Source organism: Sphingomonas sp. SKA58, assembly GCF_000153545.1.
Lineage (GTDB): Bacteria > Pseudomonadota > Alphaproteobacteria > Sphingomonadales > Sphingomonadaceae > Sphingobium > Sphingobium soli.
In genome coordinates this window covers 99878-124657 of sequence record NZ_CH959306.1, presented here as the reverse complement: position 1 = coordinate 124657, position 24780 = coordinate 99878, and the positions used below count along the sequence as shown (strand labels likewise).

The following is a 24780-nucleotide window of genomic DNA, read 5'->3' as shown; positions in this document are numbered from 1 at the left end:
ATAGTCCTTGATGGGGGGAAAGGAAGGCCCGGCCTTACGCGCTTGGGGCGGCGGGAACAACCTTCCCCAGCCAATGGTCCAGCAGATGCCATGCGACGGCCATCTGCGGCGGCGCGACGAAGGGCGCGTCCGAATCGCCAGCCATCGCCGCGCGCACGCCATCGGCATCGCACCAGAAAGCATGTTCGATCTCGGTCTCGTCAATCCGCAAGGCATCATCCTGCGCCTGGGCGACGCAGGCGATCATCAGGGACGATGGGAAGGGCCAAGGCTGGCTCATCACATAGCGCACCGAATGGACCCGTACGCCCGCCTCCTCATGGATCTCGCGCGCCACCGCCTCCTCGATCGCCTCGCCCGGCTCGACAAAGCCGGCAAGCGCGGAATAGCGGCCTTCAGGCCAGCTATGCTGCCGGCCCAGCAGCACGCGCCCCTCATGCTCCGCCAGCATAATGACGACGGGGTCGGTGCGGGGGAAATGCTCCGCGCCGCACGTCTCGCACCGCCGCGACCATCCGGCTTTCACGGCCTGCGTCGCGCCGCCGCAGACCGAACAAAAGGGGTGCCGCGCATGCCAATGCACCAGGCTGCGCGCCGCGCCATAGAGCGCCACTTCGTCGGCCGGGATCAGTCCTGCGATGGCGCGGCTGCGCGGCGTGGGCACTAGATTGGGGCCAAGGTCCTTCACAAGCCGCACAAAGATTGGCCGCGCCTGCCGATCGACCCCCAGCAGCACATGGTCCATCATCTGCGCGCCTGCGCCAATTGGCTCCAGCACCAGATGACCCTCCACTTCGACCGGCTCCAACCCATCCAGCACCAGCCGACGCGCGGCAGGATCAGCAAAGGCTTGCCCCAGCAAGACCGGGTTGGTGCGGACATGATCGACCCGGTCCAGCGTCCCGCCGACAAAGCCGGGCAGCGGCCGATCAGTCTTTTGCGTCCCGTGCATCCTTGTCCCTCCTAACCGCTTCCACTGCGCGTGCGAATAACGTGGGCAGTCCCGCCTCCCCTATCCGGTCGATCGGCCACCATTCGCCTGTCCCATTTGGCTCCATGCCTGCGTCCAGATGGGCGCGATGAAGCGCCAGCGCCAGCGAGAAATGGGTGAAGACATGGCTGACCGGCTCGGCAAGACTGGTCCATGCCGCATCGACGGGCGGCGTCCATTCGGGCGCCGCGCCCCAATCAGAGCTTGGCAGTGCACGCATCCCGCCCAACAACCCCTTGTCCGGGCGGCGCACCAGCCAGACATGGCCGTCGCGCTCGATCCACCAGCCATGGCCCAGCCGGTGCGGCTTCACCTTTTTCGGTGCCTTGACCGGAAAAGCGGCAGGGTCGGCAGTTGCAAAGGCAGCGCAGTCCTGCCGCAGCGGACAAATGCCGCAGGCCGGGTTACGCGGCGTGCAGATGGTCGCGCCCAGATCCATCATGGCCTGCGCAAAATCGCCGGCCCGCGCGTCCGGTGTAATACGGTCGGCGGCGGCGCGGATTGCCGAGCGCGCGGCCGGCAGCGGGGTATCAATGGCAAACAGGCGCGCCACCACCCGTTCGACATTGGCATCCACCACCACCGCCCGCCGGCCAAAGGCGATGGCCGCGACGGCGGCAGCGGTATAGGCGCCCACGCCTGGCAGGCCGCGCAGCCCCTCCTCGCTATCGGGAAAGCGTCCATCATGGTCGCGCACCACCGCCCGCGCGCAGGAAAGCAGATTGCGCGCCCGCGCATAATAACCAAGCCCCGCCCATGCCGCCATGACATCCGCGTCCTGCGCCGCCGCCAGCTCCTCCACAGTCGGCCAGCTGGTGGTGAATCTGGCGAAATAGGGCCCAACCGCCGCCACTGTCGTCTGTTGCAGCATCACTTCGGACAGCCAGACGCGATAGGGGTCGCTCGCATTGGTGCCCGGCGGCGCGCGCCAGGGCAGGCGGCGCGCATGAACATCATAATGCGCAAGCAGGGCACCCGCGATTTTTGATTCTCGACCCTCGACGCGCATGGCAGCCCTATGCCATTAAGCGGGCCATGACGGAACGCCCGGCCAGCCCGAAAATGAAAATGCGCAAAGCACCTGCCGAAGAACGCCCGCGCATCGGCGCTCCACGACAGATCGCGGACCTGATGCCCGACATCGGCCGCGCCGCCTTCCGCAAGTTCGGTTTTGTCCAGTCCAGCATCGTCACCCGCTGGACCGACATTGTCGGCCCACATTATGCGGCGGTGTCCGCGCCTGAATCGATTCGCTTTCCGGTCGGCAAGAAAGCCGGCGGCACGCTGCAACTGACCGTGATGAGCGGCCATGGACCCATGATCCAGCATGTCCTGCCCGACATCATCGAGCGCGTGAACCGCTTTTTCGGCTATGCCGCGGTGGCCAAGATCGCGATGCGCCAGGGCCAACTCGCCTCGGTCAGCGCGGAACGCCGGCCGCCACCCCGCAATCTTCGGCCCATTCCGGTCGAACTGGGCGATTCGCTGCGCGACATTGGCGATCCCGAATTGCGCGCGGTGCTCGAATCGCTGGCGCAGGGTCTCGCCAACAGCAGCGGCCTGCCCAAGGTCAGCTAGTTTAGCTGCGGTTCACCCTGCCCTGTCTATGTCAGCCTTTTTGGACGCGCCCCATGAAGAAGCTTCTGTCGCTCAGCCTGCTCGCCCTACCCGCCGCCCTTGTCGCAGCGCCCGCTGCCAACTGGGCCAGCCGCGTGACGATGACGCCGATCGGCGGCCATTATATGGGCAACCCCGCCGCTCCCACCAAATTGGTGGAATATGTCAGCTACACCTGCTCGCACTGCGCGCATTTCGTGAGCGAGGCGAGCGCGCCGCTGCGCACCGATTATGTGAAGGGCGGCAAGGTCGGGGTCGAGGTGCGTAACGCCGTGCGCGACAAATATGACCTTACCGCCGCGTTGCTGGCGCGCTGCGGCGGGCCAACCAAGTTCATGGGCAATCATGAGGCGCTCTTCGCCAACCAGAGCGCCTGGATCACGCAGGTCGAAAGCTACGACCGCGACGCGCAAAAGCCCGCCGATCAGATCCCGGCGCTCCAGGATATCGGCCAGAAGACAGGTCTTTATGCGCTGATGAACAAACGCGGCTTTACCAATGCGCAGCTCAACGCCTGCATCGCCAACCCGCAATCCATGAAGCAGGTGCTGGCGATGACGGACGAGGCATGGACCAAGGTGAAGATCACCGGCACGCCCGGCTTCACCATCAACGGGACGAAGGTTGACGGATCGAACTGGGCGACGGTGAAGGCCGCATTGCCCCCTGTCGCCCGCTGATCTACACCGCTTCCAGTCGCCAATCATCGGAGCCTTGCCCGTCGTGAAAGCCTTTACCGGTCTTGCCATCGCCGCCCTCAGCCTCAGCCTTACCGCCTGCAACAGCAGTGAGGAGGCCGCCAAGCCCAGCGGCACGCCGATCGCCGCCGTGCCCGCGCCCGCCGGCACGACATGGTCGGCCACGGTCAACGAAACGCCGGAAGGCAATTTCGTGATGGGCAATCCCGACGCCAAGCTCAAGCTCGTGGAATATGGCTCCTTCACGTGCAGCCATTGCGCCGAATTTGCCGAGACCGCTTCGCCGGAAATCCGCAAGCTCGTCGATACCGGCAAGATGAACTATGAATTTCGCACCTATGTGCGCGATCCGATCGACCTGACCACCGCACTGCTCGCCCGTTGCGGCGGAAAGGACGTCTTCTACCCCTTGTCCGAACAGTTTTTCGCCAATCAGGGTGCGATGTTCGAGAAGGTTCAGGGCAATGACGACGCGTTCAAGGGCGTGGAGCAACTGTCGCCCGCGCAGCGCCCGGTGGCGATCGCCCAGATCGCTGGGCTGATCGACTTCGCCAAACAGCGCGGCATTTCGGAGGATCAGGCCAGGCAGTGCCTGGCCGACACGGCCACCGCCGAAAAGTTGGCGAAGGGCGTCGAGGCGGCGAACAATCAATATCAGATCACCGGCACGCCCAGCTTCCTCATCAACGGGGTGCTGGTGGACGATGCCGCCAACTGGGCCTCGCTCGAACCCAAGCTCAAGGAAGCGGGTCTCTGATTGCGCGGCGGGGGACTGACATCTCCGCCTGAGCGAAGGAAAGCCGGGGCGGCGCGCTGCCCCGGATTGCCGCCATGCAGATAAAGCGGCTCAAGCTTTCCGGCTTCAAGAGTTTCGTCGATCCCACCGAATTGCGGATCGAACCGGGACTGACCGGTATCGTCGGCCCCAATGGCTGCGGCAAATCCAACCTGCTCGAAGCCATTCGCTGGGTCATGGGCGAATCGAGCGCCAAATCGATGCGCGGCGCGGGCATGGAGGATGTAATCTTCGCCGGCACCGCCAGCCGGCCCCGGCGCGACTTTGCCGAAGTCTCCCTGCTCACCATCCAGGAACAGGGAGAGTTGTTCAACGCGGTGGACGTCGGCGCTGATGGGGAACTGGACGTCACGCGCCGGATCGAGCGCGGCGCGGGCAGCGCCTATCGCGCCAATGGCAAGGATGTGCGCGCCAAGGATGTGGCGCTGGTCTTTGCCGACGCCGCGACCGGTCCGCACAGCCCCGCCCTTGTCAGCCAAGGGCGTATTGCCGCCGTCATCGCCGCACGGCCGCAGGAACGCCGCGCCATGCTGGAAGAAGCGGCGGGCATTGCCGGGCTACATGTCCGGCGCAAGGATGCCGAACAGAAATTGCGGGCGGCTGAAACCAATCTTGCGCGCCTGGATGAAATCCTGCTCGACATGGACATGCGCGCCAATGCCCTGCGGCGTCAGGCAAAGGCAGCGGAACGCTATATCCGCCTGTCCGATCAGATTCGCGTTGCCGAAGGCCGCGTTCTCTTCGCGCGTTGGCGAGAGGCCCATGCCAGTGCCGAAGCCGCCCGCGCGGAAGCGCGGCAGGCCGACGCCGCCGTCGCCGCCGCGCAGGAGGGACAGCTCGCCGCGGCCGCCCATGCGCAGGCCGCGCTCGCCGCGCTGGCGGAATGCCGGTCCGCAGCGCAAAGCGCGCGTGACGCCGCCAATGAAGCGGGCCATCGGCTCGCCGCGCTGCGCACCGAACGGGACTCGGCGGTTCGCCGCCTTGCCGATCTGGTGCAGCAGGCCGGCCGGCTGGCGGAAGATCGCGCGCGCGAAGGCACGCTCGCCAATGATGCAGCCGACGCGATCGCGCGCCTGACCGCCGAAATTGCGACGCTCAAGGTCCGGATCGCTGAAACCGAAAAGCTGAGGCCCGATTTTGCCGCGCGCATCGCGACGGCCGAAGGAGAAGCGCGCGACGCGGAACTGGATTTGGCCCGTGCGATGGCGACGCAGGCGGCGGAGCAGGCCGAACTGCGCGTCGCCGAAGCCGCGCTGGCCTCCGCCCGCGCTCAGCGCGACCGCACGGAACGGGACGTGGCGCGCCTGGAAAGCGAGGCCACAGCCTTGCCGGATTCCGATCCGCTGATGGCGCAGCGCGCCAGTGCGCAGGCCGATCAGACGCGCGCGCAGGCCGACCGCGATACCGCCGAAGCCGCGATCGAGGCCGCTGAAAAGGACAGGCAGGCCGCCGCAGATGCGCGCGCGGCGGCGCAAGCCGCGCTGGCTTCGGCCCGCGCGTCCCTCGCCGCACTGGATAGCGAAGCCGCCGCGCTCAAGCGCGCGGTCGATGGCGGCGCAGGCCCCAAGGCCCGCGCTCTGGACGAGATGAAGGCCGCGCCCGGCTATGAACGCGCGCTCGCCGCCGCGCTGGGTGACGATCTCGAAGCACCCGTTTCGGCTGATGGCAAGCGTCGATGGGCCGGGGCAGAGCCGCTGGCGCAGGATCCGCATCTTCCCGCCGGCGCGATGCCGCTCGCCGACCATGTCACCGCGCCCGCTGCGCTTGCCCGCCGCCTGGGCCAGATCGCGGTGGTGGACAGGGATGAAGGCCAGCCGCTCGCCGTGGGGCAACGGCTCGTCACGCGCGATGGGCAGCTGCGCCGCTGGGACGGCTATGTCGCGCTGGAAGGCGGGGCGGCGGCGGCCGAACGGCTGATCCGCCTCAATCGGCTGGACGCGATCGCCGCAGCGCGCCCGGCGGCACAGGCGGAGGCAGACAAAGCCGATGCCGCGCAGCACGACGCAAAAGAGCGCGAGCAGGCCGCGGTCGCCGCACTGTCGGCCGGGCGCACCGCGCTGACGCAAGCGGACCAGCGCCTGCGCGCCGCGCTGCGCGCTGCCGATGAAACGACGACGGCCTTGGAGCGGCTCGCCGGGCGGCGCGAAGCGGTGGAAGAGCGGCTCGCCGCCGCACGCAGCGATCTTCAGCGCGCGCAGGCCGATCATGAAAAGGCGCAGGCCGCGCGTGCGACCATGCCCGATGGCGCGGCGACCGGCCAGCTGGTTGCGACCCTCGGCCAGGCCAGCGAGAAAGCGCGCGCCGCCGTCAGCCAGTTGCAGGCCGATCAGGCGCTGGCCGATCGCGCACTGGACAGCGATCGCGACAGGCAGGCCGCCGCCGATGCAGAGATTAAGGGCTGGCGTGCCCGGGCCGGAGAGGCCGCCAAGCGCATCGCCGCCATGGCCGGGCGCGGCGAAGACATTGCGCAGGAACGCGCTGCGATTGAGGGGGCACCCGATCGCCTGGGCCAGGCGATTGCCGACCTTGAAACGCAAGGATCGACGCTCACCGACGCCGCCGAGCGCGCACGCACCGCTGAACAGGCGGCGGAAGCCGCGCTGCGCCAGGCCGAAGCGCAGGCGGCTCAAGCCGCTGAAACGCTTGCGGCCGCTCGCGAAACCCGCGCCACCGCCGTCGCCCGCGCCGAAGCCGCGGACGAACGCCGGATCGAAACCAATCGCCTGTCGGGTGAACGCTTCGAATGCCCGCCCCCGGTGCTGCCCGAAAAGCTCGGCTTTGCCAGCGCCGACATCCGCATAGCCCAGACCGAACAGGCCGAACATGACCGCTTCGTCGCCGACCGCGAACGGATCGGGCCGGTCAATCTGGTCGCGGCGCAGGAATTGGCGGAGCTGGAAACCAGCCAGGCGACCAGCCGCGCCGAAAGCGCGGAACTCACCCAGGCCATTCATCAATTGCGCGGCTCCATCGGCAGTCTCAACCGGGAGGGGCGCCAGCGCCTGCTTGCCGCATTCGAGGCGGTGGACGGCCATTTCCGCCGTCTCTTCACCACCCTTTTCAACGGCGGCCAAGCGCATCTGGAACTGATCGACAGCGACGATCCGCTGGAGGCGGGGCTGGAAATCATGGCCCAGCCGCCCGGCAAGAAGCTCGCCGCGCTCACGCTTTTGTCGGGCGGCGAACAGGCGCTGACCGCCGTGGCGCTCATCTTCGGCCTGTTCCTCACCAACCCCGCGCCGATCTGCGTGTTGGACGAAGTGGACGCGCCGCTGGACGATGCCAATGTCGAGCGATTCTGCGATCTGCTTGACGCGATGGTGGCGCAAACCAACACCCGCTATCTGATCGTTACGCACAATGCCGTCAGCATGGCGCGGATGCACCGCCTGTTCGGCGTCACCATGGTCGAACCCGGCGTCAGTCGCTTGGTGTCCGTCAACCTGCACGGGGCCGAAGCGCTGCTGGCGGCGGAATAAGGCCAGCGGGTCGCGCCTGGCCCTTGCTCCGGCGCAGCAATCCGCGTCATTCTTCTCCCAGATGACAAGGAGGTCATGTCTTGGTGCATTTGCCGCCCTTCGCGCTGGATCACTGGCTTTCGGCGCACGACTTCGCCGATCCGCCGATTGCCTTCAATCTGGCCTCCAGTACCGGGCCGCGGTGGAGTGTGGCGGACCTGTGTGCGCTGGGCGATCAGCCGCTCGATCTTGGGGATGTTGTTCTGAGCTACGCGCCGCCGGCGGGCACGCCTGCGCTCCGCAGCGCCATAGCCGCCTTTCACGGCGTCGATGCGGACATGGTCGTCGCCACCACCGGCGCATCGGAAGCACTCTCGATCCTCTTCTGCCTCCTTTCCCGACCGGGCGCGCATATCCTGCTGCCCGATCCTGGTTATCCGGCCTATGACGCCGTCGCCCGCGGATGGGGCCTCACCGCCCGAACCTACAGGCTGGAACGCGCGCGCGGCTTTGCCCAGGAAGCGGATGCCATCCTCGCCGATGTCGATCGCGACACCGCGCTGGTCATCGTCAACACGCCGCATAATCCCAGCGGCAGCGTCATGCCCCGCGAAGGCATTGCCCGGCTTGCCGGCGCCCTCGCCGATCGGGGCATCCCCTTGCTGGTGGATGAAGTCTATCACCCGCTCTATTTCGGCCCACCGCAGCAATCGGCCGCGGGCCTGGCCAATGTCATCGTCACCAGCGACCTGTCAAAGTCGTTGTCGCTTCCGGGGCTGCGCACTGGCTGGCTGATCGACGCCGATTCAGAGCGGCGCGCGCGCATCGTCGACGCGCGCAGCTATTTCACAATCAGCGCCTCGCCCCTGCTCGAACGACTCGCCACCCATGCCCTGCATCATAGCCGCCTGATACTCGACATGCTGGCGACCGTTGCAGGCGCGAACCTGACGCGTCTGGATGAATTTATGGATAGCACCGCTAGCGCCCTTGCCTGGGTCCGGCCGTCCGGCGGTACGACCGCCTTCCCCTGGCTGGTGGACGGGCAGGACAGCCGGCCCTTATGCGAGGCGCTGGCAAAACAGGGGGTCTTGCTCGCCCCGGGTGATTGCTTCGGCCACCCCGATCATATGCGGATCGGCTTTGCCCAGCAAGCGGAGGGGTTTGAGGTCGCCCTCGCCCGCTTTGGCGAAACGCTGGACCGGCTGGCTATCGGTTAGGGGCGGCCGAACCAGCCCTTCATTCGGCGGAACAGGCCGCGCTCGCTGATCGGCTCGAACATTTCCTCCGGGCCTTCGGGGTCCAGCACCTCATTATCGGCCAGCCATTCCTGTACCGCATTGAGGTCCGGCGTCCGGTAGGGTCGCAACGTCCGGCCGGGCTTCTGCCGCAATTCCTCGACGCCCGCGATCAGCCCCCGCTCGGCGATCACCGCTGCCACCCGCTCCAGCGGAAGGTCAAGATGTTCGGCGATCAGGTCGTCGCGAATGCGCAGGATCGTCTTTTGTCGGTCCGCATTGGCGGGCAGCGCGGTGTCGATGCAGATGTCGCATTCGGTGTCCAGCCGCAGCGAACGATTGTTCATGTTGGACGACCCCACCCGGATCAGCCGGTCATCGACGATCAGGATCTTGGCATGGACATAGATTGGCGCGCCGCGCTGGGTGAAGGGGTGATAGAGGCGCAGGCGGCCATGCGGATCGCGCGCCTTCAAGGCCTCGACCAGCCGAGCGCGCGCCGAATCCATCGCCTGGCTTTCCAGCCAGCCATCGGCCTGCTGCGGGTTGATGATGACGAATTCCGGTCCGTCCGGCTCAGCCAGCCGTTTGGCGATCGCCTCGGCAATACGGCGCGATGCAAAATACTGGCTTTCGGCATAGACGTGCCGTTTCGCCAGCGCGATCTGGTTGAGATACAGTTGCTCGATCTCGGTCAGGCCGTCCTGATCGTCCATTTCGGGCGCAGTGCGGGCAATGGCGACATCGACATTTTCAAACTGCACCGGCAAGGTTTCGGGCCAGCATTCATAGCTGCCCGTCACCGGCTCCAGCTCCTCGCCGCCCGCACCCTTCCATCGCGCGCGGGCATGGTCGCCCAGCGCTGCGGCGACCGGGCCCTTCAGCGCCGTGGTCGCGTCATGCCAGGGGCCATAGGGCGATCCGTCGGGATGGTGCCGGCCATATTCCTCATCACGATGATGGCGCGTGTCCCACCGGTCGCCGGTCATGTCGATGCCACCGCAAAAGGCGAAACAATCGTCGATGACGACAATCTTCTGGTGATGCGATGCGGCGGGCGGATGATGGCTGTCCAGCTTCACGGTGACGCGTGGGTGCGCCATCCATTTAAGCGTGGTGAAGAAATTGGTAGGCCGGGCCATCGCCTTGATCGCGCCAACATCCCAGCGCAGCAGATAGATTTCCAGCTCCGGCGTTTGATCGACCAGCCAGCTGATGAATTCACCGATCGTGGTCGGCGCGCCATCATGCGCTTCCTCCTCGCGCACCAGGCTGATCGCTGCATCGAAGTCCCATCCGATCAGCATGATACGGCGCTTCGCCTTCATCATCGCGGCCCGCGCGTGACGAAAATAGGTGTCCGCGTCGATGACCACGCTGGCCTTGTCGGCCCGCTCGATCCGCCAACAATCGGCGCCCGGCTGAGGCGTCATGCAGCGCTTCCCACGGTGAGGCAGCCCAGGAACATCAGGAAACCGGCAAAGCGGTTGGAGCGGAATTTAAGCAGCGGGTCGATCCCGTCCTCCTTCAACGTGCCGACCTGCCACATCAGGTGCGCCGCCATCGGCAGCAATGCCGCCAGTGCCAGGCCCTGCCCGCGCACCAGCCAGATCGCAGTCGCCCATAGCGACAGCGCGGCCAGATAGCAAAACGTCACGCCCGCGCGCACATGGCGCCCCATCGACAGCGCGCTGGACCCGATCCCGATCAATGCGTCATCCTCCCGGTCCTGCAAGGCATAGATGGTGTCATAGCCAATGACCCAGAAGATGGATCCTGCGTAGAGAAGAAGGCCAGGCGTCGTCAGCGCGCCCGCCACCTCGCTCCATCCCACCAGGCATGCCCAGGAAAAGACGAGACCCAACCAGACTTGCGGCCACCCGGTGATGCGTTTCATGAAGGGGTAGGCCGCGACCAGCGCCAGGCTGCAAAGCGCGACGACCTGCGCATAGGGGCGCAGCTGCACCAGCACAACCAGCCCGACGAGGCAGAGCGCGAGCAGCCAGACCCAGGCAGTCTTGAGCGCCATCGTCCCGCTCGCAAGCGGCCGCGCGGCAGTGCGCGCGACCTTGAGGTCCAGGTCGCGATCGACAATGTCGTTGAACACGCATCCCGCGCCGCGCATGGCGATACTGCCCAGCAGCAGCCAAGCGATCAGCGGCCATCGTGCAAAGCCCCCGCCAGCCAAGGCAACCGCCCAGGCGCCCGGCCAGAACAGCAGCCACCAGCCGATCGGCCGGTCCAGCCGCGCCAGTTGCGCCAGCATGCGAGGCGTTGGGGGCAACCGCGCCAGCAGACTGCGCGCCTGGCTGTCGGGGACGATGGTATCAGTCATGCGCTCCAACTAACGACTGCGTCGCGATCCGAAAAGCCCGTTCGGCCTGTCGCATATAGGCCTCGCCTTACCAGCTTGGGACATTTCTGCGAAATTTTGGCGCATAGTGGTCGGGTAAGAGGAATAACGCTCATGAGAAAGACCGACATCGCTTGGAGCCGCTTCGGCCTAGGCCCCAGGCCGGGCGATGAGCCACTGACCGATCCGATCGGGTGGTTGCGCGATCAGATGGACGATTACCGCCCCGACCTTGCCAGCACTGGTGCGCTGGCGTCGCGCGCGCGCATAATCGCTGACTTTCATGCTCTTCGCACCGCGCGCAAGCAAGCGATGCAGGCTGCGTCCATGGCGGGCGACGCCAAGGTGAAAGTAGCTCAGCTTCCGCAAAGCCGACAATTTCGCGGCCATTATGAGGCTCAAGCCGCTGTGCGGATTCGCGCCGCCGTGGCCAGCGAAACGCCATTTGTCGACCGTCTGGTCCATTTCTGGTCGAATCATTTTGCGGTGTCGATCGACAAGCCGCTTGTGCTTGGCCTTGCCGGATTGATGGAGTTCGAGGCGATACGCCCTCATGTCCTCGGCCGGTTCGAAGACATGCTGCTTGCCGTCGTCCAGCACCCTGCAATGCTGCTTTATCTGGATCAGGTACAATCCATTGGCCCCAAGAGCCAATTCGGACAGAAAATAGCCGCTCGTGGCAGAAATCAGGGCCTGAATGAAAATCTGGGGCGCGAAATACTGGAACTTCACACGCTGGGCGCGCGCAGCGGGTACAGCCAGAGCGATGTGACCGAACTGGCCCGTGCGCTGACAGGCTGGACCGCCGTTGGCCTGGGCAACGGCCCGGTGCAACGACTGACCACGCGGCTAGGGGGCGAACCGGGCGATTTCCTGTTTGCGCCACCCCTTCATGAACCGGGGAAGCGCACGATTCTCGATCGAACCTACCCGCAGGCGGGAATGCAGCAGGTCCGCGCCATTCTGACCGACCTGGCCCGCCATCCGGCGACAGCGCGGCATCTTGCCACCAAGATTGCGCGACATTTCATCGCCGACGCCCCCCCCGCTCCCCTGGTGGCGCGCTTGGAGACAGTCTATCTGGAAAAGGGTGGAGACTTGCGCGCGGTCTATGCGGCGCTCATCACTGCGCCCGAGGCCTGGGCCAACACCGAATCGAAATTCCGCACCCCCTGGGACTGGCTGATCGGCGCATTTCGCTTGCAAGGTGGCGTGCCCGAAATGCCTGACAATCCCGATCAGGCCGACCATCAACTCGCTGGCCTCTTCGCGCAGCTTGGCCAACCCATTTGGCAACCGGGGTCTCCTGCCGGTTTCGCCGACTCTGCGGGGGACTGGGCCGGGCCGGAGGCACTTTTCCGACGCGTAGAGGTTGCGCAAAGGCTTGCCCGACACACATCTCCGGCAACTGACCCCCGCGAGGTTGCCGGTCGGGTTTTTGGCGAGGCGCTTCGTCCCGCGACCGCACAGGTAGTCGCTCGGGCGGAAAGCCCGCAACAAGGCATGGCATTGCTGCTGGTCGCGCCAGAAATGATGAGGAGATAGGACATGCTGGATCGACGCCGATTTCTTGGCGCCGCTGGCGCGCTTGCCACGACAGCCTTATTGCCCCGCATCGCCTATGCAGGGCCTGCAGCCACGGAACAACGCTTCGTCTTCATCATCCAGCGCGGTGCGGCCGATGGCCTTCATATCCTTGCACCCACCGGCGATCCAGCCTTCCTGAAGCAGCGCGGTGTTATGGCCGACACTTTGCTGGGCGGAGAAGTGCTGGGTGAATCCTTCTTCACCCTGCATCCTTCGCTGAAGCGGGTCGGACTGCTCGCCAAACAGAAACAGGCGCGTTTCGTTCATGCCAGCGCCTCGGCCTATCGCGACCGCTCCCACTTTGACGGGCAGAATGTTCTGGAGAGTGGTGGGCGACAACCCTACACCGAAAAAACCGGCTGGGTAGGCCGGCTGCTGATGCAATTGCCGGCCATGCAGGACCGGGCCATGGCCATCGCGCCATCCGTGCCCATGGCAATGCGAGGTTCCACGCAGGTCGCGACTTATGCGCCATCGGCACTTTCCGATGCGTCTGATGATATTATGACGCGCATTTCAGCCCTATATGCTGATGATGCGCAGTTGGCATCGCTTTGGGACAGCGCGCGCGCCACGCACGAACTCGCGGACAATCTCGACCTGGACGGACACCGCGGTGCCGCCGCTATCGGCATGCTCGCCGGGCAGATGCTGGCGCAACCCGACGGTGCGCGGATCATGATGATGGAAAGCGATGGGTGGGATATGCACAGCTCACAGGCACCGCGCATGGCAATGCAACTCAAGAATCTCGATGCCATGATCGCTTCGCTCGCCGACGGATTGGGTGCTGCCTGGACAAAAACGCTGGTGATTGTCGCGTCCGAATTCGGTCGAACCGTTGCGATAAATGGGACAGCAGGCACTGATCATGGCACAGGTGGGCTGATGATGCTGATGGGCGGCGCATTGGACGGGGCTGGGCGGGTCGAAGCAGACTGGCCTGGACTAAACCCGGCCGCATTGCTCGATGGCCGCGACCTGAGACCGACCATCGCTGCCGAAGCTGTCATTGGCGCTTCTCTGGCCGCGCATTTCGGCTTGGATCCTGAGCGGCTGATGGCCCGCCTATATCCCTCTCAACCTGGGCTGAAGCCGTTTCGAGCCTAACTGCCGCTCGACAGGCGCATCACGGTGCGGCAAGAGCTTGCCGATGACCGCCACCCCCGCCTGGCCGCCGCAGAGCGCCCCGCGTTTGCATGTCGAAACGCAATTGGGCGACGGCGTTGCCGTGCCGGTGGATGGCAACCCGGCCCATTATCTGATCAGCGTCATGCGGGTGAAGCCGGACGATATCGTCTTGCTGTTCGACGGCCGCTCGGGCGAATGGGCGGCGCGCGCGCGCGACATTCGCAAGCGGGATCTGGTGCTGGAATGCGTGGCGCAGACCAGGGCGCCCGAGCAGGTCCCTGACTATTGGCTGTGCTGCGCGCCCATCCGCAAGGGCCGCATCGACCTGATCGCGGAAAAAGCGTGTGAACTGGGCGTCGCCAAGCTGCAACCGGTGCTGACCCGCCGCGCTGTCGTCGACAAGTTGAACCTTGATCGGCTGCACGCGCATCTGGTCGAAGCGGCTGAACAATGCGGACGCACCGCCCTGCCCGATCTGGGCTCGCTGATGAAGCTGGACGCGCTCCTTGGCAATTGGGACAGCCGCCGCCATCTTTTCTTCGCGGACGAAAGCGGTGGCGCGCCGCTGGAACAGACGCTGCGCGCCCATCCCGGCCCCGCCGCGTTCCTGGTCGGGCCAGAGGGCGGATTCGACCCGCAGGAGCGGGACGCGATCCAGGCGATGCCGGGCGCCGTGGCCGTATCGCTCGGCCCGCGCATTCTGCGCGCCGAAACCGCCGCCATCGCGGCGACATCAGCCTGGATGGCGATCAACGGCGACTGGAACTAGTTTCGTTTCGCTATCTTCTTGCCTTGCCAGCGGTGGCAACTTATCTGATCGCGGCCGGTCCGGTTTGACGCGCCGGGGGGAAGCACTAAGGGCGTGGCATGAGCACAAGAACCGACTCAGCGGGTCATGATCCCGTCATCGAAAGCCGCGACCAGCTGATCGCGGCCTTTGCCAAGGGCGAAAAGCCCAAGGACCGCTGGCGCATCGGCACCGAGCATGAAAAATTTGTCTACGACCGCAGCGATCATCATGCCCCGTCCTATGAGGAAAAGGGCGGCATTCACGCGCTGTTGCTTGGCCTCACCCGCTTTGGCTGGGAACCGGTCTATGAAGGCGGCAAGATCATCGCCCTGTCGGGCAGCGACGGCACGATCAGCCTGGAGCCCGCTGGCCAGCTCGAACTGTCGGGGGCGCCGCTGGAAAATCTGCACCAGACCTGCGCGGAGACGGGCCGGCATCTGGAACAGGTGAAATATGTCGGCGACCAGCTGGGCCTTGGCTTCCTTGGCCTTGGCATGTGGCCGGACAAGAGCCGGTCCGACCTGCCGATCATGCCCAAGGGCCGCTATGCGATCATGCTGCGGCATATGCCGCGCGTCGGATCGCTTGGCCTCGACATGATGCTGCGGACCTGCACCATCCAGACCAATCTGGATTATGCCAGCGAAGCAGACATGGCGCAGAAGTTTCGCGTCAGCCTGGCGCTGCAACCGCTGGCGACCGCGCTGTTCGCCAATTCGCCCTTTACCGACGGCAAGCCCAACGGCTTCCTGTCCTATCGCAGCCACATCTGGTCAGATACCGACCCGGCGCGTACCGGCATGCTGCCCTTCGTGTTCGAAGACGGCTTTGGCTATGAACGCTATGCCGACTATGCACTCGATGTGCCGATGTATTTCGTCTACCGCGACGGCAAATATATCGATGCGGCGGGCCTTAGCTTCCGTGACTTTCTGGACGGCAAATTGTCCGTTCTGCCGGGTGAAAAGCCGACCGAGAAGGATTGGGAGGATCATTTGTCCACCGCCTTCCCCGAAGTGCGGATGAAAAGCTTTCTGGAAATGCGCGGCGCGGACGGCGGGCCGTGGAACCGAATCTGTGCGCTGCCTGCGCTATGGGTCGGCCTGCTCTACGATAGCCAAGCGCTCGATGCGGCCTGGGACGTGGTGAAGGACTGGAGCATGGAAGAGCGGCAGGCGCTGCGCGATTCCGTCCCCAAACTGGGCCTCGACGCGCCGGTCGGCGGCGGCCGCAAGTTGCGCGACATTGCGCGCGAGGTGATCGACATCGCCCGCTCGGGGCTTGCCGCGCGCGCGCGCCTCAATGGGTCGGGCGACAATGAGACCGGCTATCTGTCCTTCCTGGAAGACGTCGCCGCATCGGGCAAGACCAATGCCGAACGCTTGCTCGATTGCTATCATGGCGAATGGCAGGGCGACCTTAGTCGCGTCTATGCCGGTGAAAGCTTCTGACCTTTATTCGGCCGGTTGCTCGCTGATCTGGACCTTACGCTTGCGCCCGGTTGCCCAGGCGATGAAGCGGGGCACCGGCGCGTTGCGCTCCATCCAGTCGCTATAGGCGCGATAATCGGGATCAGCCGACAAATGCCGCTCCTCGGTCTTGGCGCGCCAATAATAGACCGCGTTGGTAAGCGCCAGCATCGCGCAGTTGCGCACCATGTCGGTAACGGAGCCCGTGACCGTCAGAAACGGCAGCGAGGCGAACCACCAAAAGAGATTTTTCGACAGATAGGCCGGATGGCGGGTCCATCGATAGGGGCCATGGGTTAATATGCCGCGATGGGTGAGGTTGGAAAAGCGGATGCCGAACGCCACGGTCGCCCAGGCATAGATAGCGGTCAGCAGGACCAGCCAGCCGCCCAGGATCCATTGCAGCGCCGTTGATCCCTGTGTCCAGACGTCCCATTCCGCGCCGCCGGAATGATAGTCAAGCGGCCCGCCATTGCCCATCAGGACGAAGGGTGGGTAGCAGATCAGCGCCGCCAGCCAGCCGCTGAGATAAGGATTGGCGGTGCGGATGTGGGAATCGAGCGGCTTGAAGGTCAGGATGTAACCGACAGTCGCCAGGCACACGTCCACCATGAACATGATCGCGATCAGGAAGCCCGCGAGCGCCACCGGGTGGGACATCGCATCGCTGACCCGCCATTCGACCACGCTGGCGAAATTGCCTGGAACGATCGAGACCATGAAAGCCAAGAAGAAGCCCTTGACCGCCCAGGCACGGGCGTGATTGGCCACCTGCACCATGTCCGCCGCGCCAGCCGCGCCGCCGATCACCCACTGCCCGAAACTATAGGTGGCATCACGCGGGTCGATCAGCCGTCTGTCGACCCAGAGAATGTAGGGGATGGACGCTATCAGCATCCAGGGCGCCGCATTCATGAACAGGTCCATGGAAAAGCGGTAATTGCCGCTCCAATACCAGCGCGCGATGCAATAGAAGATGGCGATGGCAAGCCATGTCGCCCACAGGCCGGCGATCTTGACGATGCTGATGTCCAGCACGTCTCGAACGGGTCGGGGCGGCGTGATCCAGTCTATGCCCGTCGATGCGTTGCGATGCACCTTGTCGACGATCAGCGACCACAGGACCATCGGTACGCCGCAGGCCACGACTGCCGCCAGGCCGGCATTGGGACCGTTCATGCCATAATGGCGGGCGACGATGGTCCATAGCGCAAGCCCCGCAAGGCCGGCTAGGCCGACACCATGGCTGACGGCGGACCGGGGACAGGAATCACTCTTCGACATGGGCGCCATGCCTAGCAGAAAAGCGTAAGCAAGCGATGAAGGCGCTTGCGCACGGACGACATACTCAGGCCAGCAGCCACGCCTCCGCTACTGCCGCATCGTCGAAAAAGGCGACGCCCTCCCGGTCGGTCAGGCGCTGCGCCTGCAACCGGGCGAGTGTCGATCCGCAGAGGAAGGCGAGCTTGCGGGACCGGATATCGGGCGCGGCCATCACTGATCCAAAGGCCGCGACGACGTCCTGCGCCTGGATCTTCATGTCGCGGATATCGACCAGCGTCAGCTGACCGGGATGCGCCACAAGTCGAAGTTCCGCACGATAGTCCGCCGCGAAAGACTGAACATCCGACTGATCGAAAAAACCGCCCATGTGGACGCGGATCATGCCCCGCGCCGGGTCGGCCCTGATCTCATATCGCGCGTCCACATCCCTCTCCCGTCCTGCACTGCGCTCGATTATCCGGACGGTTCGGGCCTGGTCTTTTACAAGACCGCGGCCACCAACCCCCTCGCTTGTGCTTCATTGGCTTCCAGATACCAGTTTTCCGGCGCCTTCTGTAGCACCTCGTCCATCGTGACCTGCGATCCCAGGATCAGGTTCTGGAACCCTTCATTCTGGATCGCGATCGATGTTTCGATCTCGTGGATATTGGCCTTGAGCGTGGCGATGCAGGTGGACAGCGGGCCGGACAGGTTCACCGTCTTGGTGATCAGCCGTTCGTGGATCATCACCCGCGTCCCGCGCGTCAGATATCGATTTTCCGTCGCAAAAAAGCTCATGAAGGTCGCGCCCGCAGAATAGACGGCGGTCTTGCCCAGAAACACCAGTCGCCGATCGGGATAGAGGTCCGAATGGAACCGGATATCCTCACCCATCATGCGCGCGATTTCCGGGTCGCCGCCCAGCGTCGAAATCTCGACCACCACCAGCCCCTGTTGCGGCGCGCCGGTGAGGCAGTTCTTGAAATGCAAATACATGCCGTGATCCACCACGCCAGACAGTGCGATGGCGGGGAATTCGAAATCCTTGGGCGACAGCAGCGGAGCATTCATGGGATTATCCTTGGTCAGAGTCGGGCTGCAATACGCGCGGGCATGCAAAAGGTGCCGTGCTTTGGGACTGGTATGTGATGGCGCAGCCTGTAAAGAACAGATCATGACCATGGGACAGCGGGCATGATTGCGAAACTCAGGGGGCTTTTGGACAGCACCGGCATTGACCATGCGGTGATCGACGTCGGCGGCGTCGGCTATCTTGTCGGCGCGTCGTCGCGCACATTGGCGGCGTTGGGGCCGGTCGGCGAAGCCGTGACGATCCACACCGAAATGCTGGTGGCCGAAGATTCGATCCGGCTGGTCGGCTTCGCCCGTGCAGACGAGCGCGACTGGTATCGGCTGCTGACTCATGTGCAGGGCGTGGGATCGCGCGTCGCGCTCGCAATCCTCTCGGCATTGGAGCCGGCCGAGCTGCATCGCGCGGTTGCGACAGGCGACAAGGCGATGGTCACGCGCGCCAATGGCGTTGGCCCCAAGCTGGCGCAGCGTATCGTCAATGAACTGAAAGACAAGATCGGCGCTGCGCCTGCTGGCGGCCCGATCGGCGTGGGCGGCGCGGTGGCGATGCCCGTGGGCAATATGAGCACCGATGCCCTGTCCGCGCTTCAGAATCTCGGCTTCAAGCCCGCCGAAGCGAGCGCCGCCGTCGCAGCGGCCGAAGGGGAACTGGGTGAAGGCGCCAGCCTTGACGCACTGGTGCGCCTGGCGCTGCGAAAGGCGGCGAAGTGACGGACGACCGCCTGCTCACCCCCGCGCGCCGGCCCGAAGATGTGGACGCGGCGCTGCGTCCCAAATCGCTGGACGAATTTGTCGGCCAGCAGGCTGCACGCGAAAATCTGCGCATCTTCATCCAGGCGGCAAAGTCGCGTGGCGATGCGCTGGATCATGTGCTGTTTTTCGGCCCGCCGGGCCTGGGCAAGACGACGCTGGCGCAGATCGTCGCCAAGGAAATGGGCGTGGGCTTTCGCGCCACGTCGGGCCCGGTCATCGCCAAGTCGGGCGATCTGGCCGCCCTGCTCACCAATCTGGACGAAGGGGATGTCCTGTTCGTCGACGAAATCCACCGGCTGAATCCAGCGGTCGAAGAAGTGCTCTATCCCGCGATGGAGGACCGCGCGCTCGACCTGATGATCGGCGAAGGCCCGTCCGCACGATCGGTGCGGATTGACCTGCCGCGCTTTACGCTGGTCGGCGCGACGACGCGGCAAGGGCTGCTGACGACGCCGCTGCGCGATCGGTTCGGCATCCCGGTCCGGCTGCAATTTTATACGGTCGAGGAACTGGAGCGGGTCGTGCGCCGCGCCGCGCATCTGCTTGATCTGTCCATCACATCCGACGGCGCGGTCGAAATCGCGCGCCGATCGCGCGGGACCCCGCGCATCGCCGGACGATTGCTGCGCAGGGTACGCGACTTCGCCAATGTCGCGGGCGCGCCCGCTGTCGACAGGCAAGTGGCTGACAGCGCACTGCAACGGCTGGAGGTCGACCAGCTTGGCCTCGACCTCATGGACCGGCGCTATCTGATGATGATTGCCGATATCTATCGCGGCGGCCCGGTCGGCGTCGAAACGCTCGCAGCCGGCCTGTCGGAAGCACGCGACACGATCGAGGAAGTGATCGAGCCCTATCTGATCCAGCTTGGTCTGATCGCCCGGACCGCGCGCGGCCGATGCCTCAACGGCCCGGGCTGGAAGCATCTCGGCCTCCATCCGCCGCAGGATGTGCAGAACGGCCTGTTCGACTGACGCAACCGTGCAAAAGGCATAGCCGTTACGGCAGGGGGCGTTTATAGCCTTGAAACATGCACAGGCGCGCGCCAGACGCGCCGGAAACCGCAGGAGTTGAGCCTTGAGGGCGATCGAGAAATTTCCCAACCTTGTCACCATGTTCTTCACCCGCGCCAAGGAAAAGGGTGACACGCCCTTCCTGTGGCGCAAGAGCGATGGCCAGTGGCACTCGCTCAGTTGGACCGAAGTCGCGCGTCAGGTGGCAGCGCTCGCCGCCGCTCTCAAGGCACAGGGGTTGAAACCGGGCGATCCGGTCATGCTGGTGAGCGAGAACCGGCCCGAATTCTGCATCGCCGACTTGGCGATCATGGCGGCCGGCTGCGTCACCGTGCCGACCTACACCACCAACACAACGCGCGATCATCAGCATATTTTGACTGACAGCGGCGCGCGCGCGGTCATTGTGTCGACAGCCAAGCTGGCGCAGGCGCTGATGCCCGCAGTCATCCGCTCGCAGGCCGATTTCGTCATCGGCATGGAGCCGCTGCGCGGTGCGCAGGGCAGCTGCGCCTGCCATCTTTGGGCCGATCTGATCGCGGCGCATGCCGGCGACCCCGCCGCCGATGTCGACATTGTCGCCGCAACGCAGACCGCGACGCGCGAGGATCAGGCCTGCATCATCTACACTAGCGGCACGGGCGGCGCGCCGCGCGGCGTGATGCAGCATCATGGCGCGATCCTGCTCAATTGCGAGGGCGCGGGCGCAGTCGTGACCGAGGATTTCGGCTGGGGCGATGAAGTCTTCCTGTCCTTCCTGCCGCTCAGCCACGCCTATGAACATAGCGGCGGCCAGTTCCTGCCGATGCTGCTGGGCGGACAGATTTATTATGCCGAAGGGCTGGAAAAGCTCGCCAGCAATATCGAGGAAGCGCGGCCGACCATCATGGTCGTCGTGCCGCGCCTGTTCGAAGTGCTGCGCGCGCGTATCATCAAGTCGATCGAGAAACAGGGGAAGTTCCCCACCTATCTGCTGAACCAGGCGCTGCGCATCGCTGCCAAGGAACAGGCGGGCAAAGGCTCCATCCTCGACGCGCCGATGAAGGCGTTGCTCGCCCGCACGCTCATCCCCAAGGTTCGTGCGCGCTTTGGCGGACGGATGAAGGCCTTGGTATCAGGCGGTGCGCCGCTGAACCCGGACGTGGGCCTGTTCTTCCAGGCGATGGGCCTCACCCTGCTGCAAGGCTATGGCCAGACCGAGGCAGGTCCGGTCGTCAGCTGCAACCGGCCGCGCGCCGGCATCGCCATGGATACGGTCGGGCCGCCGCTCGACGGCGTCGAAGTCAAGATTGCCGACGATGGCGAAATTCTGGTGCGCGGCGAACTGGTGATGCACGGTTATTGGCGCAATCCGGCCGAAACCGAAAAGGTGCTCAAGGACGGCTGGCTGCATACCGGCGACATTGGCGAGATCGACGCACGTGGCCGCATTCGCATCACGGACCGCAAGAAAGACCTGATCGTCAACGACAAGGGCGACAATGTCTCCCCGCAAAAGGTGGAGGGCATGCTGACACTGCAACCCGAAATCGGCCAGGCCATGGTCCATGGCGACCGCCGCCCCTATCTGGTCGGGCTGGTCGTGCCGGATGCTGAATGGACGCGCGAATGGGCGGAACATCAAGGCGTGCCGATGGACGCCGTGGGCGCTCTGCCGGCATACCAGGCGGCGCTGCGGGCTGCGGTCAACCGCGTCAATGACGACCTGTCCGTGATAGAACGGGTGCGCCGCTTCATATTGGCCGACGAACCTTTCGCCATCGACAATGAGGAGCTGACCCCCTCCATGAAGATCCGCCGCCATATCATCCGCAAACGCTATGCGGATCGCCTGGACGCCCTTTATAAAAATTGACCGGGAGCGGCCGGACGCTTCCTCGCGCTATTTCTTCGGCGTGCGGTAGGGAATGAAATCCCCGAGTGCGCAGGCGCCCGAGGTGATGCCCGACATCGGGCTCGCCGTTGTCGTCAAATCGCCCCGGCACATTTGCGATCCGAAACTGCGGACGATCATAATGTCGCCGCGGGTCAGGCCATTGCAACTGCCGATCAGCTCATTCTTGTAGATCAGCTTGCTACTGGCCCGATACAACAGCACGTTATTGCTGATGACGCGCAAATTGGTCTGCGGCACACGGCTGATACAACTTTGCGGCTCACCCGCCACCTTGCCGGCCAATGCCTCGTCCAGTTCGGCCATCTGCTTTGGCGTCAGCGGCTTTGGCTCGTAATTGCCGGCGCATCCCGCCAGCAGCAACGGCATCATCATGAACATCCAGGCGCGCATCTCCGTCTCTCCTTCTTGGCCATTCTCAATGACGGAACCGGGGTCCGTAATCCGTCAGGCCGCATCCTTGGCGGCGCGACGTTCGGCCAGCTGATCGGCGTCGCGCGCACGCATGAAAATATTGGTTTCCCGTTCCGCACCGATGCTGGTCGGCACAGTGGGTTCGCCACGCGCCCGCGCCGCTTCCACCGCTTCCATCCGCTGTTTCAGTGCGACATTGTCAGGTTCCACGCCCAGCGCAAAACGCCCGTTTGCTAGCGTATATTCATGGGCGCAATAAATTTGCGTGTCGTCGGGCAGGGCTGCCAGCCGCTGCATGTTGGCGAACATCTGCGCCGCCGTGCCTTCGAACAGCCGCCCGCACCCCATGGCGAATAACGTATCCCCGACAAAGGCCATCCGATCGTCGGACAGGTGATAGGTTATATGCCCCGCCGTATGCGCCGGCATGGCCATCACTTGCGCGATATGATCGCCGATGCGAACATTGTCGCCCTCCCCCACCAGCCTGTCGAGCATGTCGATCCGTTCCGCTTCGGCGGCGGGGCCAGTCACGGTGCATCCCGTCGCTGCCTTGATCGCGGCATTGCCGCCGGTATGGTCGCCATGCCAGTGCGTGTTCCAAATCTGGCCGATCCGCCAACCGCGTGCCTGCGCAGCCTCCAGCACAGGATCGGCCACTGCCGGATCGATCACGACGGTATCGCCGCTCGCGCTATCATGCATCAGCCAGATATAATTATCGGACAGCGCCGGGATGCGCATAACCTCGAGCATGATTACCACACTCCTGTATTGGGCATGGATGCCCAGGGCTCAGCCGGCGGCAAATGGCCGTCCTGCAGCAACTCGACCGAGATATTGTCGGGCGATCGCACGAAGGCCATATGTCCATCGCGCGGGGGGCGGTTGATCGTCACGCCCGCATCCATCAGGCGCTGACAGGTTTCGTAGATATTTTCGACGCGATAGGCGAGATGCCCGAAATTGCGTCCGCCCTCATAAACTTCGGCGGGGCTGCCATCCTCCGCCGGCCAATTATAAGTCAGTTCCACCTGCGCATCCTCATCCCCCGGCGCAGCGAGGAACACCAGCGTGAAGCGGCCCTGTTCATTGTCTAAGCGACGGACTTCGCGCAGGCCGATCAACTCGAAGAAGGCCTTGGTCTTTTCGACGTCAGCAACGCGAATCATGCTATGCAAATATTTGGGCAATTCCGCCTCCGTTCGTCGCTATAAAGCAACGGTTCATCTTTAGAGTGACAGTCTGCGCATCAAGATAAGAACGCGACCAGTTGAACGAAAGGGGCAGCATCATGGACATGCGGGACAAGGTGTTTCTGGGCAGCGCGGCGCTGCTGGCTTTTGGCGCGATCGCCGGGGGCTATTTGCTGGGCGACGGGTTGCGGCGCGCCAAGGCCGCCGACCGGTCGGTCACGGTCCGGGGCTTGGCGGAAAAGGACGTGACTGCCGATCTCGCCACATGGTCTATCAGCTATTCGGCCACGGGCTTTGACCTGCCGACCGTCCGCAGCGAAATCGATAACAACACGCGGGAATTGCGGGCCTATTTCACGCAACTCGGTTTCAAGTCGGATGATCTGACGCCCGTTGGCGCGGGCGTCAATCAATGGCTCAACAATGGCGTCAACACGATCACCATCACGCAGCGCATGTTGCTGCGCACGACCGACATCGCTCGCGCGCAGAAGGCGGTAGCCCAGCAATTCGACCTGGTCCGCCGAGGCGTGACGCTGCAGGAGGGGTCCGGCATGCGCTACAGCTTCACCAAGCTCAACGACATCAAGCCGCAAATGGTGGCGGCGGCGACCCGCGACGCCCGGGCCGCCGCCGAACAATTCGCCAAGGATTCAGGCGCTGGCGTAGGCGGGATCAAGAGCGCCACCCAGGGGTATTTCTCAATCGATGCGCGTGATGGCGAAAGCAGCGAAGGCGGCAGCGACACGCCCTACAAGAAGGTCCGTGTCGTCACCACCGTCGACTTCTACTTGCGCTAAAGACCTTATTTGCGGTCGTCACCGATGATCGCACCGGCCGTGCCGCCGATCACCGCGCCCTCGGTCGTGCCCAGCCCGGTCGCGTCGCCAACCACTGCGCCGCCCGCGCCCCCGATCAGTCCGCCGGCGGTGGCGCCACGCGAGCAGGCACCGGTGGCGAGCGCGCCCGCGACCAGCAGGCCGATCGCCATGCTTCGCTTGATATTGCTGTCCATGTCGCTGTCTCC

24 protein-coding genes are annotated in these 24780 nt (G+C 64.6%); 13 read left to right on the top strand and 11 right to left on the bottom strand.

The window, feature by feature from the left end:
• Positions 1–34: 34 nt before the first annotated feature.
• Both nudC and SKA58_RS00990 read right to left on the bottom strand, forming a co-directional pair.
• On the bottom strand, positions 35–952 hold the full coding sequence (gene nudC, locus SKA58_RS00995) for an NAD(+) diphosphatase (RefSeq protein WP_009820466.1): 918 nt from the start codon (positions 950–952) through the stop codon (positions 35–37).
• Positions 930–2000: an A/G-specific adenine glycosylase gene (locus SKA58_RS00990; RefSeq protein ID WP_009820465.1), complete on the bottom strand. Its 1071-nt coding sequence runs from the start codon at positions 1998–2000 to the stop codon at positions 930–932. The genes nudC and SKA58_RS00990 overlap by 23 nt, the downstream gene beginning before the upstream one ends.
• Positions 2001–2026: 26 nt before the next feature.
• Here SKA58_RS00990 and SKA58_RS00985 point away from each other — a divergent pair, with 26 nt between their 5' ends.
• The 5 genes from SKA58_RS00985 (at position 2027) to SKA58_RS00965 (ending at position 8780) form a co-directional block, all read left to right on the top strand.
• A complete protein-coding gene (locus SKA58_RS00985; protein WP_009820464.1) occupies positions 2027–2569 on the top strand; it encodes a DUF721 domain-containing protein in 543 nt (180 codons plus the stop codon).
• Positions 2570–2622: 53 nt separating this feature from the next.
• The gene (locus tag SKA58_RS00980) at positions 2623–3288 is read left to right on the top strand and encodes a thioredoxin domain-containing protein (RefSeq protein WP_009820463.1); all 666 of its coding nucleotides are present in this window, start codon (positions 2623–2625) and stop codon (positions 3286–3288) included.
• Between the two features lie 43 nt (positions 3289–3331).
• Positions 3332–4063 (top strand): DsbA family protein, encoded by a 732-nt coding sequence (locus SKA58_RS00975; RefSeq protein WP_009820462.1) that lies wholly within the window; start codon positions 3332–3334, stop codon positions 4061–4063.
• Positions 4064–4137: 74 nt separating this feature from the next.
• Complete coding sequence (gene smc, locus SKA58_RS00970; RefSeq protein WP_009820461.1) at positions 4138–7581, top strand: chromosome segregation protein SMC; 3444 nt, start codon at positions 4138–4140, stop codon at positions 7579–7581.
• A gap of 83 nt (positions 7582–7664) precedes the next feature.
• Positions 7665–8780, top strand: coding sequence for a pyridoxal phosphate-dependent aminotransferase (locus SKA58_RS00965; RefSeq protein ID WP_037541976.1), 1116 nt, complete (start codon positions 7665–7667; stop codon positions 8778–8780).
• Here SKA58_RS00965 and SKA58_RS00960 read toward each other — a convergent pair.
• Together SKA58_RS00960 and ubiA are read right to left on the bottom strand one after the other, a co-directional pair.
• Positions 8777–10231: a phospholipase D-like domain-containing protein gene (locus SKA58_RS00960; protein ID WP_009820459.1), complete on the bottom strand. Its 1455-nt coding sequence runs from the start codon at positions 10229–10231 to the stop codon at positions 8777–8779. The genes SKA58_RS00965 and SKA58_RS00960 overlap by 4 nt on opposite strands.
• Complete coding sequence (ubiA, locus tag SKA58_RS00955) at positions 10228–11133, bottom strand: 4-hydroxybenzoate octaprenyltransferase (protein ID WP_009820458.1); 906 nt, start codon at positions 11131–11133, stop codon at positions 10228–10230. Before ubiA ends, SKA58_RS00960 begins: the two co-directional genes overlap by 4 nt.
• 132 nt (positions 11134–11265) lie before the next feature.
• Here ubiA and SKA58_RS00950 point away from each other — a divergent pair, with 132 nt between their 5' ends.
• The 4 genes from SKA58_RS00950 to SKA58_RS00935 all read left to right on the top strand — a co-directional run bounded on the left by SKA58_RS00950 (position 11266) and on the right by SKA58_RS00935 (position 16110).
• Positions 11266–12696, top strand: a complete 1431-nt coding sequence (locus SKA58_RS00950; RefSeq protein ID WP_009820457.1) for a DUF1800 domain-containing protein — start codon at positions 11266–11268, stop codon at positions 12694–12696.
• 3 nt (positions 12697–12699) lie between these two features.
• Positions 12700–13848 (top strand): DUF1501 domain-containing protein, encoded by a 1149-nt coding sequence (locus SKA58_RS00945; RefSeq protein WP_009820456.1) that lies wholly within the window; start codon positions 12700–12702, stop codon positions 13846–13848.
• A 43-nt stretch (positions 13849–13891) separates the two neighbouring features.
• On the top strand, positions 13892–14638 hold the full coding sequence (locus tag SKA58_RS00940) for a 16S rRNA (uracil(1498)-N(3))-methyltransferase (protein ID WP_009820455.1): 747 nt from the start codon (positions 13892–13894) through the stop codon (positions 14636–14638).
• A 98-nt stretch (positions 14639–14736) separates the two neighbouring features.
• Positions 14737–16110 (top strand): glutamate--cysteine ligase, encoded by a 1374-nt coding sequence (locus SKA58_RS00935; RefSeq protein ID WP_009820454.1) that lies wholly within the window; start codon positions 14737–14739, stop codon positions 16108–16110.
• A 3-nt stretch (positions 16111–16113) separates the two neighbouring features.
• On the opposite strand, the gene SKA58_RS00930 is transcribed toward SKA58_RS00935, so the two are convergent.
• The 3 genes from SKA58_RS00930 to SKA58_RS00920 are packed head-to-tail and all read right to left on the bottom strand — an operon-like array spanning position 16114 to position 18462.
• On the bottom strand, positions 16114–17421 hold the full coding sequence (locus tag SKA58_RS00930; protein ID WP_009820453.1) for a methyltransferase family protein: 1308 nt from the start codon (positions 17419–17421) through the stop codon (positions 16114–16116).
• Between the two features lie 55 nt (positions 17422–17476).
• Positions 17477–17836, bottom strand: a complete 360-nt coding sequence (locus SKA58_RS00925; protein WP_009820452.1) for a hypothetical protein — start codon at positions 17834–17836, stop codon at positions 17477–17479.
• A gap of 56 nt (positions 17837–17892) precedes the next feature.
• Positions 17893–18462: a hypothetical protein gene (locus SKA58_RS00920; protein ID WP_009820451.1), complete on the bottom strand. Its 570-nt coding sequence runs from the start codon at positions 18460–18462 to the stop codon at positions 17893–17895.
• A 123-nt stretch (positions 18463–18585) separates the two neighbouring features.
• Here SKA58_RS00920 and ruvA point away from each other — a divergent pair, with 123 nt between their 5' ends.
• The 3 genes from ruvA to SKA58_RS00905 all read left to right on the top strand — a co-directional run bounded on the left by ruvA (position 18586) and on the right by SKA58_RS00905 (position 22104).
• Positions 18586–19194 carry a Holliday junction branch migration protein RuvA gene (gene ruvA, locus SKA58_RS00915; RefSeq protein WP_009820450.1) on the top strand — a complete coding sequence of 203 codons (609 nt, stop codon included), beginning with the start codon at positions 18586–18588 and terminating at the stop codon, positions 19192–19194.
• Positions 19191–20210, top strand: coding sequence for a Holliday junction branch migration DNA helicase RuvB (ruvB, locus tag SKA58_RS00910; protein ID WP_009820449.1), 1020 nt, complete (start codon positions 19191–19193; stop codon positions 20208–20210). Before ruvA ends, ruvB begins: the two co-directional genes overlap by 4 nt.
• A gap of 139 nt (positions 20211–20349) precedes the next feature.
• Positions 20350–22104: an AMP-dependent synthetase/ligase gene (locus SKA58_RS00905; protein ID WP_009820448.1), complete on the top strand. Its 1755-nt coding sequence runs from the start codon at positions 20350–20352 to the stop codon at positions 22102–22104.
• A 27-nt stretch (positions 22105–22131) separates the two neighbouring features.
• Here the strand turns inward: SKA58_RS00905 and SKA58_RS00900 are convergent, their stop codons facing one another.
• The 3 genes from SKA58_RS00900 to SKA58_RS00890 are packed head-to-tail and all read right to left on the bottom strand — an operon-like array spanning position 22132 to position 23750.
• Positions 22132–22536, bottom strand: coding sequence for a hypothetical protein (locus tag SKA58_RS00900; RefSeq protein ID WP_009820447.1), 405 nt, complete (start codon positions 22534–22536; stop codon positions 22132–22134).
• 54 nt (positions 22537–22590) lie between these two features.
• Complete coding sequence (gene gloB, locus SKA58_RS00895; RefSeq protein ID WP_037541971.1) at positions 22591–23313, bottom strand: hydroxyacylglutathione hydrolase; 723 nt, start codon at positions 23311–23313, stop codon at positions 22591–22593.
• Between the two features lie 2 nt (positions 23314–23315).
• On the bottom strand, positions 23316–23750 hold the full coding sequence (locus SKA58_RS00890; RefSeq protein ID WP_037541970.1) for a VOC family protein: 435 nt from the start codon (positions 23748–23750) through the stop codon (positions 23316–23318).
• Positions 23751–23851: 101 nt separating this feature from the next.
• Between SKA58_RS00890 and SKA58_RS00885 the strand changes: the two genes are divergently transcribed.
• The gene (locus tag SKA58_RS00885; protein WP_037542395.1) at positions 23852–24553 is read left to right on the top strand and encodes an SIMPL domain-containing protein; all 702 of its coding nucleotides are present in this window, start codon (positions 23852–23854) and stop codon (positions 24551–24553) included.
• 5 nt (positions 24554–24558) lie between these two features.
• On the opposite strand, the gene SKA58_RS00880 is transcribed toward SKA58_RS00885, so the two are convergent.
• Entirely contained in the window at positions 24559–24768 is a 210-nt protein-coding gene (locus SKA58_RS00880) for a hypothetical protein (RefSeq protein WP_037542394.1), read from the bottom strand.
• Positions 24769–24780 lie beyond the last annotated feature (12 nt).

What these genes read in the sequence shown, in the direction of transcription:
- nudC (WP_009820466.1), bottom strand. Translation starts at nt 952, where the DNA reads ATGCACGGGACGCAAAAGACTGATCGGCCGCTGCCCGGCTTTGTCGGC.
- SKA58_RS00990 (WP_009820465.1), bottom strand. Translation starts at nt 2,000, where the DNA reads ATGCGCGTCGAGGGTCGAGAATCAAAAATCGCGGGTGCCCTGCTTGCG.
- SKA58_RS00985 (WP_009820464.1), top strand. Translation starts at nt 2,027, where the DNA reads ATGACGGAACGCCCGGCCAGCCCGAAAATGAAAATGCGCAAAGCACCT.
- SKA58_RS00980 (WP_009820463.1), top strand. Translation starts at nt 2,623, where the DNA reads ATGAAGAAGCTTCTGTCGCTCAGCCTGCTCGCCCTACCCGCCGCCCTT.
- smc (WP_009820461.1), top strand. Translation starts at nt 4,138, where the DNA reads ATGCAGATAAAGCGGCTCAAGCTTTCCGGCTTCAAGAGTTTCGTCGAT.
- SKA58_RS00960 (WP_009820459.1), bottom strand. Translation starts at nt 10,231, where the DNA reads ATGACGCCTCAGCCGGGCGCCGATTGTTGGCGGATCGAGCGGGCCGAC.
- ubiA (WP_009820458.1), bottom strand. Translation starts at nt 11,133, where the DNA reads ATGACTGATACCATCGTCCCCGACAGCCAGGCGCGCAGTCTGCTGGCG.
- SKA58_RS00950 (WP_009820457.1), top strand. Translation starts at nt 11,266, where the DNA reads ATGAGAAAGACCGACATCGCTTGGAGCCGCTTCGGCCTAGGCCCCAGG.
- SKA58_RS00945 (WP_009820456.1), top strand. Translation starts at nt 12,700, where the DNA reads ATGCTGGATCGACGCCGATTTCTTGGCGCCGCTGGCGCGCTTGCCACG.
- SKA58_RS00940 (WP_009820455.1), top strand. Translation starts at nt 13,892, where the DNA reads ATGACCGCCACCCCCGCCTGGCCGCCGCAGAGCGCCCCGCGTTTGCAT.
- SKA58_RS00935 (WP_009820454.1), top strand. Translation starts at nt 14,737, where the DNA reads ATGAGCACAAGAACCGACTCAGCGGGTCATGATCCCGTCATCGAAAGC.
- SKA58_RS00930 (WP_009820453.1), bottom strand. Translation starts at nt 17,421, where the DNA reads ATGGCGCCCATGTCGAAGAGTGATTCCTGTCCCCGGTCCGCCGTCAGC.
- SKA58_RS00920 (WP_009820451.1), bottom strand. Translation starts at nt 18,462, where the DNA reads ATGAATGCTCCGCTGCTGTCGCCCAAGGATTTCGAATTCCCCGCCATC.
- ruvA (WP_009820450.1), top strand. Translation starts at nt 18,586, where the DNA reads ATGATTGCGAAACTCAGGGGGCTTTTGGACAGCACCGGCATTGACCAT.
- SKA58_RS00905 (WP_009820448.1), top strand. Translation starts at nt 20,350, where the DNA reads ATGTTCTTCACCCGCGCCAAGGAAAAGGGTGACACGCCCTTCCTGTGG.
- SKA58_RS00900 (WP_009820447.1), bottom strand. Translation starts at nt 22,536, where the DNA reads ATGCGCGCCTGGATGTTCATGATGATGCCGTTGCTGCTGGCGGGATGC.
- gloB (WP_037541971.1), bottom strand. Translation starts at nt 23,313, where the DNA reads ATGCTCGAGGTTATGCGCATCCCGGCGCTGTCCGATAATTATATCTGG.
- SKA58_RS00885 (WP_037542395.1), top strand. Translation starts at nt 23,852, where the DNA reads ATGGACATGCGGGACAAGGTGTTTCTGGGCAGCGCGGCGCTGCTGGCT.
- SKA58_RS00880 (WP_037542394.1), bottom strand. Translation starts at nt 24,768, where the DNA reads ATGGACAGCAATATCAAGCGAAGCATGGCGATCGGCCTGCTGGTCGCG.